Source organism: Lentilitoribacter sp. EG35 (genome assembly GCF_040784015.1).
Lineage (GTDB): Bacteria > Pseudomonadota > Alphaproteobacteria > Rhizobiales > Rhizobiaceae > Lentilitoribacter.
Genome location: NZ_JBFNGQ010000001.1, coordinates 402,617 through 418,481 on the forward strand (window position 1 = coordinate 402,617; position 15,865 = coordinate 418,481).

Genomic DNA, 15,865 nt, shown 5'->3' on the forward strand with positions numbered 1-15,865 from the left:
CCATTGAACATCATGTCTTATTCACCGCCACTACGTCGCGCTGCACGGCCACCTCTGCGACGTCCCCCGCCGGAAGCTTCGCCGCCTGCAGCCGCAGATGAGGTGGAACTTGTCGGCTTGTGGTCACGGTAGGTCATAATCCAATTCTGACAATTTGGATCTGTTCCATTTAGAACATTTGCACCATGTACGGCTTCCATCTCTTGAGGGCGGCAGGGGTTCATGATCGCAGATGTCATGCCTGCGCCAATGACCATCGGTAGAAATGCCGCATTAATACCATGCCTGTGTGGTAGGCCAAATGAGATGTTTGAAAGTCCGCATGTTGTGTTGACTTTAAGTTCATCACGAAGGCGGCGAACAAGCTTGAAAACCTGCTCACCCGCAGTTCCCATCGCACCGATTGGCATAACCAGCGGGTCTACAACAATATCTTCCGGTTTAATTCCAAAATCTGCGGCACGCTCCACAATCTTCTTTGCTACGGCAAAGCGTACATCCGGGTCCTCAGAAATACCTGTTTCATCATTGGAGATAGCCACAACCGGAACATCATATTTTTTAATGAGCGGAAGAATGGCTTCGAGTTTTTCTTCTTCGCCCGTTACCGAATTTACCAATGGGCGACCTTTTGCAACTTCCAGACCCGCTTGGATTGCCGCTGTCACAGAGCTATCAATTGTAAGCGGTACGTCGACTAGTTCCTGAACCATCTGGAGCGTTTTCACGAGCAGGGGAGGTTCGGTCTCATTGGGATTAACGGCAGTGACACCCGCGTTGATATCAAGCATACTCGCACCGGCTGCAACCTGCGCCAAAGCATCAGCTTTCACAGTGTCAAAGTTGCCGGCATTCATCTCAGCTGCAAGTTTCTTGCGGCCCGTCGGATTAATTCTTTCTCCGATAACGCAAAATGGTTGATCAAAACCAATGATAACTTCTTTTGTTGCTGAGGCGACGATCGTACGTGTCATTTAAGGCGGCTCCTTTTGCCTGATTTAGCGACATTGTAAGTCATTAAAATGCAATGCCATCAAGATATAAAGATATCTTTATATGAAGTGATGGTTTCTTACAATACCAAAGTATAGCAAGGCATATTTGCTGGAAGATCGACCGTCATGTCAATCATCTATTTCTTTGCCCAGCCTTCAGAATTTACCAATGCAACAAGTATATCCTTCGTGTATTCAGCTTCGAGCGCGGTTGCGGCCTGTTCAGCTTCCTGTTCTAAGTTATCTGAAACCTCAACAGGGTCGCCCTTGCGCCACTCAGCAAGATAGTCTTCGCTCTCAGCTGCGCCGGTTCGCATAGCGCACATGTCAATTGCTTCCGTAAATCTGAGAGATAGTTCTCTCTTAGCTGCATTTCTGCGTTTCTTAACGATAACTTGTGCGGGAATATCTCTCCAATAGAGGATTGTGCAGCTGGCCATTGTTCTCTCTTATATTATGTGATGAGTGTTCTTAGATGAACAAGATTATTGGGTTACCAAATATTTTTGGTAATACCACACCAGATATAAGACCAAAGTGTTGGTTGAAACCATAGCTGAGATGGGATGTTCACATCTTTCACAACTATTTTATTATTGCAAACATCATCAATAGCTCTAAGTGAAATGTCCATTGAATGAGTGACTTGGATAATGGCATCCGTGAGCATGGTTTCATGCCCCTTAATGGGAATGATGCTTTGGTACAAAATATCGCCAGTATCAACTCCAGCGTCTACCAAATGTACTGTCGTTCCATAATTATCTACATCACCATTTCTGCGCGACCAATAGCCGCCGAACATACCTCGATATTTTGGATTAATCCCGGCATGATAATTTAAGATAGGGATATCGATCTCAGTCAGTGTTTCTTGTGAGATAATTCGACACCCTGAAAGGAATATTATGTTTGGTTTCAGTGTTTTAACCAAATCAATAAACTCTGATGAATTGGGTGTGGAAATGTCTACAATATCGATATTACGGTCTAGTTTAACATCAAGATTCCGCTCCGATATTTCACGTTTGTAAACTCTGAAAAAGACAGATTTTCCCATACGAGAGAAGACCATTGTGCCAAGTTGTCCGAGCGCTTTCAACCAGCCTTTAGATCTGGCTCTGGAATATGTTATGGCAGCTTTAGATTGTACTTTTTCACGTGCGATAATGAGGTTGGGATGCGTTCTATATATATGATTGGCGAGGGCATATGGTGCGTCCCCGCCCGCTGTTACATATAAAATTTTTTGCTCTGACTTGCTCATATTCATTACATAGCGGGTATATGTCGTCGATTAAAAAACGTGCTTTAGAATAACAATACTTGCAAAGATAACTGAACCGGCAAGGATCAGTGAGCCGATTCCAAGGAGTGTTCCTATGAAAAGCATAATCCCATCGCGTTTTGTATAGGCAGCTGCAAGAAAGGCAATTGCAAATGCAGGTGGCCAATTCCCCAATGGAATAGGAATCGTGACGACGACTGCTAAAATAAGGCTAAACAGGCCAAATAGTTTATCACCTAGCGCCAGATTTATTGGCCAGTAACGCTCTTTGACAAAGGATTCGCCTTTTTTAAAATGTGGAATGATTTTACCAATCATAGATTGGAAACTATCTTTACTAAGGCTGTATTCAGCTAATCGTTTCGGTAGCCAAATTTGCGAATGACCTGCAAGAATTTGAAATGAAATAATGATTAGTGGAATGCCCAGAATGGCTGATGATCCAGGTGGAAGGGGGACAAGATTTGGGAGGCAAAATACGAGGAGAAAGGCACCGAATGATCGATCTCCCAGCGCTTCGCATATTTGTTTCACACTCACATTCTCTGTGGCGTTATCTGCCAAATTTTGCAGTGTTACTGAAAGTTCTTCGCAATTTTCTTCAGTATTCACCTGTGTCACACTTGTAATTGCGCTATTTGTAATTGCCACATCCATGCCCTGTCCCATCTTATATTTTTTATATGACGATAAGAACACAAAGCTATTGAGGATTCGGTTATGCGGTATAGTAAATTGAAAGTTTACATTGCTTATCTTGGCTTCGTCGTAAATCTTCTATTAAAATAAAAGGTAAATAGATAATTGAACGAACAGTACTTTACTGCTCTAATTCATTGAGTTCTTTGATTAAATCACCATATCCTGTGAAGCGATACTCATATTCTAACCCCAGAAACCTAGCAGCGTCTTTGGCTTTTTCTTCTAGATTAACATCGTTGGTTTGAGCAAGGTAAATAAGCTTGCTGTAATTGGAAAACATCATCTCAACGAGCTCTGGATGCGTTTTCAATTTATAGGTATCGATGATGAGTGTTTCAAATTGTCGAGCCAAGAAATCAGTGAGAAAAAACGCTGACATATCATTGTCCCAGCGGTTTTGAAATTCCAGATTACCTGAGAAAAATGAATAACAATGTGGGCCGCGAAGTCGCTTGACGTTTTCGTCTTTGCAGACCCTGTCCAATTCTCCACCGGTACCACAATCAGCGTAGGCAATGAATATATCTGTAAACCCTTCAGTACGCGCCCTTTTTATGGCTGCTTTTACGCCCGGGCTTATTTTCTCAGGATTATTATGCCATTGTGCGGGTAAGCAGTCTAAATCAATTTGCGTTAGCTCATTCAACTTTGAAACGGCTAGGATTTCACGTGCTAAGGCACCGCAAGCAATAACTCTTATTTTTGTGTTATTGCTTTGTTTCATAACGGTTTTCTCGTAGTTCTATTTATCCAGAGGCGTGAGTATTATGCTTACGTGCCATAAGCTCTTTTGCAGTTTCCACCGCTACAGCAGCGTCGCGACAATAAGCATCAGCGCCAACGGCTTTTCCAAATTCTTCGTTAAGTGGCGCGCCGCCAACAAGAATTATATAATCATCACGGATGCCTTTTTCCACCAGTGTATCCACAACAACTTTCATATAGGGCATGGTTGTGGTTAAAAGCGCGGACATACCAAGAATTTGCGCATCTTCTTTTTCCAGTGCTTCGATATAGTCCTCAACAGGATTATTGATGCCAAGATCAACAATCTCAAAGCCTGCACCTTCCATCATCATGCCGACAAGATTTTTGCCAATATCATGAATGTCACCTTTAACGGTGCCAACCACCATCTTGCCGAGTTTCGGTGCGCCAGTTTCAATAAGAAGTGGTCTTAAAATGCCCATTCCTGCTTTCATTGCATTTGCGGCTAGCAATACTTCTGGCACAAATAAAATACCATCACGAAAATCTTCACCGACAATTGCCATGCCTGCAACGAGGGATTTGGTCAAAACATCGTAAGGTTCCCAGCCGCGATCAAGAAGCAATTGCGTTCCTTCGAGTATCTCTTCTTTTAACCCATCATAAAGGTCGTCATGCATCTGGAGAACCAGCTCATCATCTGGCAATTCAGAGAGTATGATTTCTTCTTCTTCAGACATGGGAGATCCTCTTTGGTGTCTTGCTTTCGTGAGATATTATTATCTAATATAAGTGCAAAGGCTTTGTTAATTTAACTAACGTTTATCAAGAGCTTGCATTAATTTTCTAATTTATTCTGCACCGTTGAAATGGCTTGAGACTTATACGAAATTACCTTGCTATTTATATCAATAACGGCTGGCAATTTCTAGCAAAATGATGTTTGATTTAATAATGAATCTTAAAAAAGACAATGAAAATGCGCGTAAGCGAACTGGTGGCTCCAAGGCGCGTCGCGGAGAGCAGAAAAATCAAGTGATTGAGCCTTATTTTGGTTCATTGAAGCAAGCTGTCAAAGGTTTGAACCTCATAGATAGTGCGACATTGCCGCTTGTAGAGGAGCGTGCATTATCTGTCTTAGAGAATCTTGGTGTGGATTTTGGCCTTGATGGCGAAGTTCTTACCATCTTGACTGATGCGGGAGCTGAACAACGAGATGGGCGAATTTATTTTCCAAAAGGGATGTGTCAAAAACTTCTGGCCAACGCGCCAAGAACTTTTACCCATCATGCACGTAATCCAAAGTACTCTTTGGAAATTGGTGGCGACACATCGTCTTTTACACTATCGTCAGGCGCACATTTTGTCCAAGATTTAAACGGTGACAGACGGCAGTCAACACAGAATGATTTAGAAAATTTTATAAAACTGGCACACGTTTCGCCAAGTGTTCATGCGCAAGGTTTTACTCCATGTCAGGCATCAGACATTGATAAACGTGAGCGATATCTCAGCTCTTTATATGCGCACATAAAATATTCGGATAAATCTTTTAGCGGTGCTGTCGGTTCGCAGATGGAGGCTTTGCACTCGGTTGAAATCGCAAAGATTGTTTTCGGTGAGCAGTTTTTAGAAAACCATCAGGTTTTGTTGGCTGAAGTCAATGTTCAATCACCGCTAAAATTCGAGCAGAATGTTCTTGATGTTTTGCGGGTCTATGCTTCGTCAAATCAAGCTTCGGTTATTACCTCAATGGCGCTTCTGGGGATTACCTGTCCAATGTCGATTTTTGATGCGTTGGTGCAAGTTACGGCAGAGTTCTTTGCCGGAGCTGCATTTACACAAATTGTTAGGCCGGGATCTCCCGTTGTTTTTGGTGTTTTTTCTGCCGTTGCTTCCATGCAGACAGGAACGCTATCGTTCAGCTCTCCTGAGGGCGGTCAATTTATGCAGTGCGCTGGGCAAATTGCAAGAAAACTAGGTGTGCCATTTAGGGCAGTGAGTGGAATAACCGGCTCAAAAGCGTTGGATTCACAGGCAACATTGGAGGCTCATAACGGATTAATCGCATCAATTTCCAGTGGGGCAAATATTATTTCATGTGGTGCGGGCTCATTGGAAGGTGGGTTAGTCGCTTCTTATCAGAAATTTATTACCGATTCTGACCAGCTTTCATTGCTTCAAAGGCGTGTTTCTTCCGTCGAATTCATCGGTTTTGGTGATAGCGAAGATACGATTTCAGACGGAATAGCTTCTGGTAGTTTTTTAGGGAGTCGTCACACCAAGGATAATTTTAGAAAGTTTGATAATGGTTCAATTCTTTCGGACAATAGCATTTTTGAACAATGGAATGCCGATGGTGCTAAGACTTCTGAAGCGCGCGCGAATGTAATTTGCAAATTGTGGCTAGACAATTATCAGCAACCGCCGCTTGATCTCAGGATTGATCAGGCTTTGCGCGATTTTATTGAATCAAAGAGAGAAGTTTGTGCTCAAATGCCAAAATCAAACTATAGCAGTTTTAAAGAGGCTGATTGCCAGGCGATTGCTGCCAATCATCTGCATGATAATATGTGGGGAGATGTTTTTAGGCAGTTTGCGCGGTAGGTTAATCAGTGCTCAGTAAGTTAAAAACGATAGCGAATTAATTCACCTTACGACGACTGCGACGGGGACGAGCTGGCGCATCAGCACCATCAGCCGCAGCTTGATTTTTCATTGGTCCGATGCGTTCAACGATCTCTTCAATAGTTGGTCGTTTTGTAAATCCGTCAGCCGGGGCGTTATGTTTATCAATTGCACCGCGAATAGCTGAGAGATGGTCGCATGAAGTGCCACAACAGCCGCCAATAATTTTCGCGCCGGCATCAATTGCAAGGCGAGCATAGTCAGCCATCAATGCTGGTGTGCCGGAATAGTGAATTTCACTACCGCGAAATTCTGGGACGCCGCAATTGCCTTTAACAACAACAACTGCGTCAGGGTCAGCTTTTGTCATATCAAGTAGAGATGATAAAATGTCGGAGGCTCCAACACCACAGTTTGCGCCAACTGCGACAGGGCCATCGCCAATGTCACCGGCGACGTTGTGTATATCTTTAGGATGAAGACCCATCATGGTTTTACCAGCAGTGTCAAATGAACCGGTGTAAACATAAGGCATACCAAGTTTCACTGCTGCTTCTGCCGCTGCCCGAATTTCGTCCGTTGCTGACATTGTTTCAATCCATGCAACTTCTGCGCCACCAGCCTTCAAACCTTCCAGTTGTTCAACAAATGCAGCGACTGCTTCGTCATAGGTCATCGCGCCTAATGGAACCAGCAACTCCCCAGTTGGTCCAACGGAACCAGCCACGATCACACGTTTGTTTGCTGTCTTTGCAATTTTTGTTGCAATTTCAGCTGCAGCTTTATTGAGTTCAAACACTCTGTCTTGCGCATGGTGAAGTTTTAAACGGTGACGCGTTCCGCCGAATGAATTTGTAAGAATGATATCTGAACCAGCATCAACAAAGCCTTTGTGTAGGTTTTCAATTTTTTCCGGTGCGCTTTCATTCCAAAGTTCAGGCGCTTCGCCTGCTTCTAATCCCATTTCAAATAGGTTTGTGCCTGTGGCGCCATCAGCCATCAAGATCCCTTTTTCCGCGATCAGGTCAGTTATAGGATTAGATGTATTGGTCATAGATTACGCCTTTTCAAATCATTTCAAGATATAAACATGTCTTTATATCATTGCAATAGTGTTAAACTCGCTTTGTCAGATTTTTGTTTGAAATTTTTTTGCGAGTTAACCAGAAAAAATGCGAAATTAAGATTCGCTTAGTCTTTCAATAACTTTCCGGTAACGATGTTGCTGTAGAACTACCTCCAGCAAACTTAAAATTTGCTCGCTTCGGATCAGGTACTGCGTACCGAAGTGCTAGTAACTACATGCGTATTTTGTAGTGCCTGCGTATTTTGGCAAAAAACCGTGTCAGCTTTTTGAGCTGACGCGGTTTTTCTTTATGAGCCACAATTTTTCGTTCCCTCTTTTCTTTGCGGGTGTTATTCAGCGATTATGGCTAAAGCAATTATGTTTCAGGGTACGGGTTCGGATGTTGGTAAAACCGTGTTGGTTGCCGGTCTTTGCCGTCTTGCTGCTAATCGTGGCATTAAGGTTGCGCCATTCAAACCACAGAACATGTCGAATAATGCAGCGATTGCCGATGATGGTGGCGAGATTGGCCGCGGTCAATGGCTACAAGCCCTTGCGGCTCGTGTGTCACCATCAATTCACATGAACCCAATTCTGTTAAAGCCTCAATCAGAAACAGGAAGTCAGATTGTAGTTCATGGCAAAGTTTGGGGGCAGGCGAAGGCTCGCGAGTATAAATCGGTCAAACCAAAATTATTGACGTGCGTATTGGAGAGTTTTGAAAAGCTATCTCAAGAGTATGAACTGATATTGGTGGAGGGGGCCGGGTCACCTGCTGAAATAAATTTGCGAGATGGTGATATCGCAAATATGGGATTTGCAACAGAAGCGAATGTCCCGGTTATACTTATCGGCGACATCGATCGTGGAGGTGTCATTGCTTCCATTGTCGGCACATATCAGATTTTGCCGGATAAAGATCGCGATATGATTACAGGGTATTTGATTAATAAGTTCCGAGGGGATGTGTCACTTTTCGATGATGGCTTAACATCAATACACAAGTTCACAGGCTGGCTGAGCTATGGTGTTATTCCGTGGCTTAAAGCAGCTGCTAAATTGCCCGCTGAAGATTCAGTTGTTCTCGATAGAATGAGCGCAAACACATCAGGTAAGTTTAAAATAGCGATTCCAAGACTTCCACGGATGGCTAATTTTGATGATTTTGACCCGTTGATTGCAGAGCAGAATATTGACGTGCAGTTCATCAGTTCGGGGGAAGCTATACCCGGCGATGCTAATATTATTATCCTGCCAGGAACAAAATCGACAATTGCTGATTTAACTTATCTAAGGTCTGAGGGATGGGATGTTCAGCTTCGGGAGCATCTGAAAAAAGGTGGTTCAGTTTTCGGTATTTGTGGAGGTTTTCAAATGCTTGGCAGAAAAATCTTTGATCCTGATCGTATTGAAGGTGACATTTCTGAAATAGACGGTTTTGGTCTTCTAGATATTGAAACCATCATGGAACCTGAAAAAGTTACTCAGAAAACTGATGCGCGTTCGGAGTTTTTTGGTCAAGATATAAATGGTTATGAAATCCATATAGGCAGAACAACTGGCCCGGATTGCTTGCGACCGTTTTCGTTTGTGGGTGAGCGAGGCGAGGGCGCTATTACACAAGATGGGTTGATCTTTGGCACATATTTACATGGCCTGTTTACCGAAGATGATTTTCGCCATGCGTTTTTGAACCACTTCGGCATAATGCAATCTGAGCTAAACTATACTGAGATGGTAGATGTAGCATTAGATGATATTGCTAATGAACTCGAACAACTTGTAGATTTCGATGCTTTACTGAAGATTGCAGAAACTTCATCATAAAATCAAATTACCCAATTGACAGTCACTGAATGCGCGCTTAACAATCGCTCACCATTTGGTTTTTGTTTTGCAAGGTGCAAAGCAAAATTAAAAGGGAATGTGAGGAAGTTGACTCAAGTCGAGGACTTTAATCACAGCCGATCCCGCGACTGTAGAGCGAGTAGGCACCCCTTCGTTGTTTGGCTAAGAGCTTTGTAAATTCATATTGATGAATTGGGTTCAATGGCAAATTTCGAAAAAACCACTGATGGGCAACTGGGATAACACGGGTTGAACGCCTCTTTCTCTACGAATCGTTCCTCGCCCAGACGCCGGTATTCGATTTAGATCGAAGCCAAACATTGGGAAGGTAAGGGTGTGCTGATGACAGGAAACTGTCGAAATACGTGAGCCAGGAGACCTGCCAGAAGGGAACTGAAACAGGCTTGATGTATGTCAGGCCATTGAAGACACGGGGAGCTGTCTGAGTGGGAAATGTATTATATTCTATAAATGCGTCTGTAAACCAAGCATGGCCTGGGCCCATGCTGGCTATTATGCGTCGTTAGAAAATGTCTATCGCACGACATTATTTCGTGCTTGGTGGTGCTCGGTCTGGCAAGTCTTTGTTTGCTGAAAAACTGACACTTAACCTTGCGCCTTCATGCAGCTATCTTGCAACCGCACGCATCTGGGATGATGAGATGCGTGATCGCATTAATGAACATAAAGTACGTCGCGGGGATGAGTGGTTGGGCTTTGAAGAACCGATTGAGCTCGCGCATCAACTCAAGATATTGAATGATCAAAAACAACCTGTTCTCGTTGATTGCTTAACGATGTGGGTTACAAACCTCATGATGGAAGAGCAAGACGTAGAAGCAGCGAGCGATGAGCTGATTGATGTTCTCAAAACTCTCTCAGTGCCAGTTGTGTTTGTCTCAAATGAAGTCGGACAAGGCATTGTACCAGATAACAAAATGGCACGCGAATTTATTGATCATACTGGTCTTTTGCACCAAAAAATTTCTCAAGCAGTTGATGAGGTATATTTTCTCACCGCCGGACTGCCATCCAAATTAAAGGGCTGAACATGCTACAATCTAAAATTCCTGCAACGATTATCACAGGCTTTCTTGGCGCAGGTAAAACAACCATCATTCGATCGATGTTGCAAAATGCCGACGGCAAGAAAATCGCCCTCATTATCAATGAATTTGGTGACTTGGGTGTTGATGGTGATGTGTTGAAAGGGTGCGGAGCTGAAAACTGCACCGAGGAAGATATTGTTGAACTAACAAATGGCTGTATTTGTTGCACGGTTGCTGATGATTTCATTCCCACAATGGAGAAGCTTCTCGAGCGAGAAGAGCGGCCAGATCATATCGTAATTGAAACGTCAGGCCTTGCGCTACCACAGCCGCTTGTTGCCGCATTCAATTGGCCTGAAATAAAGTCGCAAGTAACCGTTGATGGGGTTGTGACTGTGGTAGACAGTGCCGCTGTTTCTGATGGCAGGTTTGCCCATGATCATGATAAACTAGATGCGCAGCGCCAGGAAGATGAAAGTCTGGATCATGAAAGCCCGTTAGAGGAGCTATTTGAAGACCAGCTTACGGCGGCGGATATGATTGTCCTAAATAAAGCTGATCTCATTGATGAGATCAAACTTGATCAGGTTAAAGCATCGGTACAAAATTCTATTGAGCGTAAACCAGCCTTTGTCGTAGCGCGCAATGGTATTGTCCCATCAGATGTACTGCTTGGGCTTGGTGTTGGTTCTGAGGACGATCTGGCAACTCGCAAATCACATCATGAGAAACATCACCATGATGAACATTCTGACGATGATCATGAACACCACCACCACCATCATGACCATGATGAATTTGAAAGCTTTGTGGTTGAACTTGGTGTGGTTAAAAAGCCAGAGGAGTTTTGTGTCGGTCTCAGCGAGTTGATCCAGGAATATGGTATTCTTAGGCTCAAAGGTATTGTTCATGTTCCAGACAAAGCCATGCGCCTCGTTATCCAAGCCGTAGGTGCGCGTGTTGATCAGCATTTTGATCGTCTGTGGAATGCTGATGAAGAGAAGTCTTCTAAACTCGTGGTCATTGGTTTGCATGATATCGAGCAACAAAAAATTGCTTCTGCAATCAAGGGATTGATCTGAGTTAAATCATGCATCTTCTCTTAGCGCAAAAAGGAACAATATCTGACGGAGATGAGGCCATTGATCTTGGTCAATCTCCGGGAGATGTGATTTTCCTTTCAGCAGCAGACACTGAGAATTCAAGTATTGCAAATGCTGTTAATGGTGTTGCTAATTTGGATTGGCGACTGGCTAGCCTTGGGCAGCTGACGCATCCAATGTCAGTTGACACATATGCTGAAAATACCGCTAAACATGCCAAGCTGATTGTCATTCGTGCACTTGGTGGTGCGGGTTATTTCTCCCATGCACTAGAAGCATTTTATGCGACTGCGAGCAACAACAACATCAAGATAGTCGTTGTTCCAGGTGATGACAAACCGGATCCGGAACTAGATCGGTTTTGCAATGTTTCAGGTGAAGACGTAGCTGCATTGTGGCGATACCTCATTGAGGGTGGCGCAAAAAATGCAGCAGGTTTTGTAGAATATTGTGAAACGCTACTTGAAGATAGAACAAGACCTGTTTCCGCTGCGCCGCTACTAAAAGCTGGATTATATTGGCCGCAAGAAACTGAACCAACCCTAGATAAGCTTAAATCAATTTGGATCAAAGGCGCTCCGATTGTAGGGATCAATTTTTATCGCGCGCTTATACAAAGCGGACAAACATCACCAATCGATGCTTTGATTAAGAAGATGCGGGAAGCCGGGTTAAACCCGCTTCCCATATATGTATCCAGTTTGAAAGAGGAATTTTCACAAAATGTTGTTTTGCATCTCTTTCGTCAAACGCCACCAAACGTGGTGATTAATGCGACAGGATTTGCGGTTTCAAAGCCAGGCAATGATTACGCCGCTACAGTGCTCGAGAGAAACGGTGCCCCAGTTTTACAAGCTGTTTTAGCGGGCGGGAATATTGAAGCTTGGGAGGCATCATCACAAGGGTTAGGGTCCAAGGATCTTGCAATGAATGTGGCATTGCCAGAAGTAGATGGTCGTGTGTTTGCTCAGGTGATTTCGTTTAAAACGGCAGATCATTATGATGAGAATGTTCAAGCGAATATTGTTCAGCATCAACCGCATGAATACGGCATTCAGCATGTTGTGGATCTAGCTAAATCATGGGCAGAGTTAGCGCATGCCAAGCCAAATGATAAAGCGATTGCGCTGATACTAGCAAACTATCCAAACCAAGACGGGCGCATTGGAAATGGTGTAGGTTTAGATACGCCTGCAAGTGTTATTGAAGTGCTTCGTGCTATGGAGGCCAATGGTTATGATGTGGGCGAATACCCCAAAACATCGCTCGACCTGATGGATGCCCTTCAAGGGGGTAAGACAAATTCTTCCAAAGTGATTCAAGATGTTCAAGTTGTGCTTGAGCTTAATGAATATATGAATCACTTCAACGGATTATCTCAATCCGTTCGTGATGAGATTCAACAAAGATGGGGTTCTCCAGAAGATGATCCGTTCTTTAAAAATGGAAAGCTGGAGCTCCCATTTATCCGCTGTGGTAAGACCTTGATCGGTGTCCAGCCAGCACGTGGGTATAATATCGATCCTAAAGAAAGTTACCACTCCCCAGACCTTGTTCCACCTCATGGCTATCTTGCTTTTTACATCTACTTACGAGAAATCGCCAAGATACATGCTGTTGTTCACATGGGTAAACACGGAAATTTGGAATGGTTGCCCGGCAAGGCTTTAGCTTTATCTGAGAGCTGCTATCCTGCTGCAATCTTGAAAGCTGTTCCAAATATTTATCCCTTTATTGTCAATGATCCGGGTGAGGGGACACAGGCAAAGCGCAGAACATCTGCCGTGATAATTGACCATCTTACACCTCCGCTTACGCGTGCGGAAAGCTATGGTCCACTCAAAGATTTGGAAGCGTTAGTTGATGAGTATTATCTTGCTTCTGGTTACGATCCTCGACGTTTAAAATTGCTCAAGAAGAAGATTTTTGAACTGATGCAAGATACCGATATTGCGAAAGATGTGGGTGTTGAAAATGACGCTAATGATGATCTGGCGTTGGAGAAATTGGATGCGTGGCTTTGTGAAATGAAGGAGATGCAAATCCGCGATGGGCTGCATATCTTTGGTGTTGCACCACAAAATCGATTGCTTGAGGATTTGACAGTGGCGCTTGCGAGATTGCCGCGCGGAGAAGGCGAAAAAGATAAAAGTCTTCATCGTGCAATTGCTACTGACCTTGAACTTGGGCATGGTTTTGATCCACTGGATTGTGATTTTTCAAAAACATGGGATGGACATCGCCCTGATGCGCTCAACAACGTGAGTTCGGAAAATTGGCGATCAAATGGTGACACAGTCGAGCGGATAGAGCTACTCGCAGCAGACTTAGTATCTGGCAGAACTGAGTGTGCCGAACAATGGGTGAATACAGATATCGTTTTGTTAGAAACGCAGAATCGATTGAAGCAAAGTGTAATTGATAGCGGCAAAAATGAGATCAGTAATATAATAACTGCGTTGGATGGAAAGTTCGTACCTCCCGGCCCATCTGGTGCGCCAACACGCGGACGTCCTGATGTTTTGCCTACGGGCAAGAATTTTTATTCCGTTGATAGTCGTTCATTGCCGACGCCGACTGCATGGGAGCTTGGCAAAAAATCTGCCGAGCTTTTGATTGCGCGCTACGTCCAAGATAATGGAAATTGGCCTACAAGCTTTGGCATCACTGCATGGGGCACGTCCAATATGCGCACAGGTGGTGATGATCTAGCGCAAGTTTTGGCACTGATGGGCGCAAGGCCAACTTGGGATATGGCCTCACGCAGAATGACTGGTTACGAAATCATACCTTTGGCCAAGCTTGGTCGCCCACGGGTAGATGTCACGCTCCGAATTTCAGGTTTTTTCCGAGATGCATTTCCAGATCAAATTGCATTGATTGATCGCGCTGTTCGTGCAATTGGCGCACTTGACGAAGATGCTGCCGATAATCCAATTGCTTTTCGCATGAAGGAAGAGGAGCAGGCCTTATTGGCACAGGGCGTTAGCGTAGAACATGCCAAGAAGCAGTCAGGCTACCGTGTATTTGGTTCGAAACCCGGTGCATATGGCGCTGGTTTACAGGCTCTCATCGATGAGAAGGGTTGGGAGTCTAAGGATGATCTTGCCGAAGCATATATGGTTTGGGGAAGTTATGCTTATGGTGCAAATGAAGATGGAAAATCTGAACGTGATTTGTTTGAAACTCGTTTGAAATCCGTTGAAGCAGTTGTTCAAAATCAGGATAACCGCGAGCATGATCTGCTTGATAGTGATGATTATTATCAGTTTGAGGGTGGTTTAACCGCTGCGGTGGAAAAAGTATCTGGTACGAAACCATCGATCTATCACAATGATCATTCAAGACCTGAAAAACCAGTCATTCGATCGCTTGATGAGGAAATTTCACGTGTGGTGCGTGCACGAGCTGTTAATCCAAAATGGATTTCTGGTATTATGCGTCATAGCTATAAAGGCGCTTTTGAGATGGCGGCAACGCTGGATTACATGTTTGCCTTCGCTGCAACAACCGGTGCCGTACGAGATCATCACTTTGAACTTGTGTATCAAGCCTATTTGGTTGACGATGAGGTCAGGCAATTTATTGAAGATAATAATCCGGAAGCTTTGAAAGAAATGGCAAATCGCTTTTTAGAAGCCATTGATCGAAATCTATGGCAACCGAAAAGTAATTCAGCGAAATTCCAGCTCAACGAGATGGCGAAACTAGATGGAAATGGGAGTTAAGCATGGCGGGTAAAATCACCGATAACATGACCGAAGAGCAGCTCAACGAGCGCCATACGGAAAAGATGAAGAAGAAAAAGGCCGCACGCGATAAGATAATTGCGACCAAGACAATCGAAAAAGGTCTTGTGATGGTTCATACGGGTAAGGGTAAAGGTAAATCAACAGCTGCCTTTGGTATGATTTTTCGTGCTCTAGGTAATGATATGAATGTCGGTATCGTTCAATTTGTGAAAGGTAAATGGGGAACTGGAGAGCGCAAAGTTCTTGAAGCCTTTCCTGATCAAGTTCAAATTACTGCGATGGGTGATGGTTTTACGTGGGAAACCCAAGACCGTCAGCGTGATATAGAGGCTGCCAAGCAAGCGTGGGAACGCGCTAAAGAGATGATTATGGATGACAGTACCCATATGGTTTTGCTGGATGAGCTGAATATTGTGCTGCGTTATGACTATCTTGATATTAACGAAGTCGTTGAGTTTTTAAAGCAAAAACCTGAAATGAAGCACGTTATTATCACTGGCCGGAATGCCAAGGATGAACTCATTGAAGCTGCCGATTTGGTAACTGAAATGACAATGATCAAACACCCGTTCCGTTCGGGCGTTAAAGCACAGGTCGGTGTGGAGTTTTAGGGGAGGGTTTATAGCTTCCGGTGCTGGAATACCGGTACTTCAGAATTGGGATTGAATGAGGTCAAAAAACTGGTCAATACTTTATGTATTTTGGGCTTAATTGTTTGACCGAGAG

General features: G+C 44.0%; 13 protein-coding genes and 1 riboswitch. Of the genes, 6 read left to right on the forward strand and 7 right to left on the reverse strand.

Annotated elements, in window-relative coordinates; translation table 11 throughout:
* Positions 1-17 precede the first annotated feature (17 nt).
* From AB2J24_RS01835 to AB2J24_RS01860, 6 genes are all read right to left on the reverse strand, one after another.
* Positions 18-974, reverse strand: a complete 957-nt coding sequence (locus AB2J24_RS01835) for a methyltetrahydrofolate cobalamin methyltransferase (RefSeq protein WP_367384214.1) — start codon at positions 972-974, stop codon at positions 18-20.
* Between the two features lie 158 nt (positions 975-1,132).
* Positions 1,133-1,435 carry a virulence factor gene (locus AB2J24_RS01840; RefSeq protein WP_367384215.1) on the reverse strand — a complete coding sequence of 101 codons (303 nt, stop codon included), beginning with the start codon at positions 1,433-1,435 and terminating at the stop codon, positions 1,133-1,135.
* Positions 1,436-1,488: 53 nt separating this feature from the next.
* On the reverse strand, positions 1,489-2,262 hold the full coding sequence (locus tag AB2J24_RS01845) for a formyl transferase (protein WP_367384216.1): 774 nt from the start codon (positions 2,260-2,262) through the stop codon (positions 1,489-1,491).
* A gap of 30 nt (positions 2,263-2,292) precedes the next feature.
* A complete protein-coding gene (locus AB2J24_RS01850) occupies positions 2,293-2,940 on the reverse strand; it encodes an exopolysaccharide biosynthesis protein (protein WP_162652579.1) in 648 nt (215 codons plus the stop codon).
* A 163-nt stretch (positions 2,941-3,103) separates the two neighbouring features.
* Positions 3,104-3,709: a DUF1638 domain-containing protein gene (locus tag AB2J24_RS01855; RefSeq protein WP_367384217.1), complete on the reverse strand. Its 606-nt coding sequence runs from the start codon at positions 3,707-3,709 to the stop codon at positions 3,104-3,106.
* A 22-nt stretch (positions 3,710-3,731) separates the two neighbouring features.
* Positions 3,732-4,433 (reverse strand): corrinoid protein, encoded by a 702-nt coding sequence (locus AB2J24_RS01860; RefSeq protein WP_367384218.1) that lies wholly within the window; start codon positions 4,431-4,433, stop codon positions 3,732-3,734.
* A 214-nt stretch (positions 4,434-4,647) separates the two neighbouring features.
* Here AB2J24_RS01860 and AB2J24_RS01865 point away from each other — a divergent pair, with 214 nt between their 5' ends.
* A complete protein-coding gene (locus tag AB2J24_RS01865; RefSeq protein WP_367384219.1) occupies positions 4,648-6,300 on the forward strand; it encodes a trimethylamine methyltransferase family protein in 1,653 nt (550 codons plus the stop codon).
* A gap of 37 nt (positions 6,301-6,337) precedes the next feature.
* Here AB2J24_RS01865 and bmt read toward each other — a convergent pair whose 3' ends face one another.
* Positions 6,338-7,375, reverse strand: a complete 1,038-nt coding sequence (gene bmt / locus AB2J24_RS01870; protein ID WP_367384220.1) for a betaine--homocysteine S-methyltransferase — start codon at positions 7,373-7,375, stop codon at positions 6,338-6,340.
* Positions 7,376-7,750: 375 nt separating this feature from the next.
* On the opposite strand from bmt, the gene AB2J24_RS01875 reads away from it, so the two are divergent.
* The 5 genes from AB2J24_RS01875 (at position 7,751) to cobO (ending at position 15,750) form a co-directional block, all read left to right on the forward strand.
* Entirely contained in the window at positions 7,751-9,214 is a 1,464-nt protein-coding gene (locus AB2J24_RS01875) for a cobyric acid synthase (protein WP_162652574.1), read from the forward strand.
* 39 nt (positions 9,215-9,253) lie between these two features.
* A riboswitch (cobalamin riboswitch) is annotated at positions 9,254-9,637 on the forward strand.
* A gap of 128 nt (positions 9,638-9,765) precedes the next feature.
* Entirely contained in the window at positions 9,766-10,284 is a 519-nt protein-coding gene (cobU, locus tag AB2J24_RS01880) for a bifunctional adenosylcobinamide kinase/adenosylcobinamide-phosphate guanylyltransferase (RefSeq protein ID WP_367384221.1), read from the forward strand.
* 2 nt (positions 10,285-10,286) lie between these two features.
* Positions 10,287-11,366 carry a cobalamin biosynthesis protein CobW gene (gene cobW / locus AB2J24_RS01885; protein WP_367384222.1) on the forward strand — a complete coding sequence of 360 codons (1,080 nt, stop codon included), beginning with the start codon at positions 10,287-10,289 and terminating at the stop codon, positions 11,364-11,366.
* An 8-nt stretch (positions 11,367-11,374) separates the two neighbouring features.
* On the forward strand, positions 11,375-15,115 hold the full coding sequence (gene cobN / locus AB2J24_RS01890; protein ID WP_367384223.1) for a cobaltochelatase subunit CobN: 3,741 nt from the start codon (positions 11,375-11,377) through the stop codon (positions 15,113-15,115).
* Between the two features lie 2 nt (positions 15,116-15,117).
* Positions 15,118-15,750: a cob(I)yrinic acid a,c-diamide adenosyltransferase gene (gene cobO, locus AB2J24_RS01895; protein ID WP_367384224.1), complete on the forward strand. Its 633-nt coding sequence runs from the start codon at positions 15,118-15,120 to the stop codon at positions 15,748-15,750.
* Positions 15,751-15,865: the final 115 nt, after the last annotated feature.

What these genes read in the sequence shown, in the direction of transcription:
- AB2J24_RS01835 (WP_367384214.1), bottom strand. Translation starts at nt 974, where the DNA reads ATGACACGTACGATCGTCGCCTCAGCAACAAAAGAAGTTATCATTGGT.
- AB2J24_RS01840 (WP_367384215.1), bottom strand. Translation starts at nt 1,435, where the DNA reads ATGGCCAGCTGCACAATCCTCTATTGGAGAGATATTCCCGCACAAGTT.
- AB2J24_RS01845 (WP_367384216.1), bottom strand. Translation starts at nt 2,262, where the DNA reads ATGAGCAAGTCAGAGCAAAAAATTTTATATGTAACAGCGGGCGGGGAC.
- AB2J24_RS01850 (WP_162652579.1), bottom strand. Translation starts at nt 2,940, where the DNA reads ATGGATGTGGCAATTACAAATAGCGCAATTACAAGTGTGACACAGGTG.
- AB2J24_RS01855 (WP_367384217.1), bottom strand. Translation starts at nt 3,709, where the DNA reads ATGAAACAAAGCAATAACACAAAAATAAGAGTTATTGCTTGCGGTGCC.
- AB2J24_RS01860 (WP_367384218.1), bottom strand. Translation starts at nt 4,433, where the DNA reads ATGTCTGAAGAAGAAGAAATCATACTCTCTGAATTGCCAGATGATGAG.
- AB2J24_RS01865 (WP_367384219.1), top strand. Translation starts at nt 4,648, where the DNA reads ATGAATCTTAAAAAAGACAATGAAAATGCGCGTAAGCGAACTGGTGGC.
- bmt (WP_367384220.1), bottom strand. Translation starts at nt 7,375, where the DNA reads ATGACCAATACATCTAATCCTATAACTGACCTGATCGCGGAAAAAGGG.
- AB2J24_RS01875 (WP_162652574.1), top strand. Translation starts at nt 7,751, where the DNA reads ATGGCTAAAGCAATTATGTTTCAGGGTACGGGTTCGGATGTTGGTAAA.
- cobU (WP_367384221.1), top strand. Translation starts at nt 9,766, where the DNA reads ATGTCTATCGCACGACATTATTTCGTGCTTGGTGGTGCTCGGTCTGGC.
- cobW (WP_367384222.1), top strand. Translation starts at nt 10,287, where the DNA reads ATGCTACAATCTAAAATTCCTGCAACGATTATCACAGGCTTTCTTGGC.
- cobN (WP_367384223.1), top strand. Translation starts at nt 11,375, where the DNA reads ATGCATCTTCTCTTAGCGCAAAAAGGAACAATATCTGACGGAGATGAG.
- cobO (WP_367384224.1), top strand. Translation starts at nt 15,118, where the DNA reads ATGGCGGGTAAAATCACCGATAACATGACCGAAGAGCAGCTCAACGAG.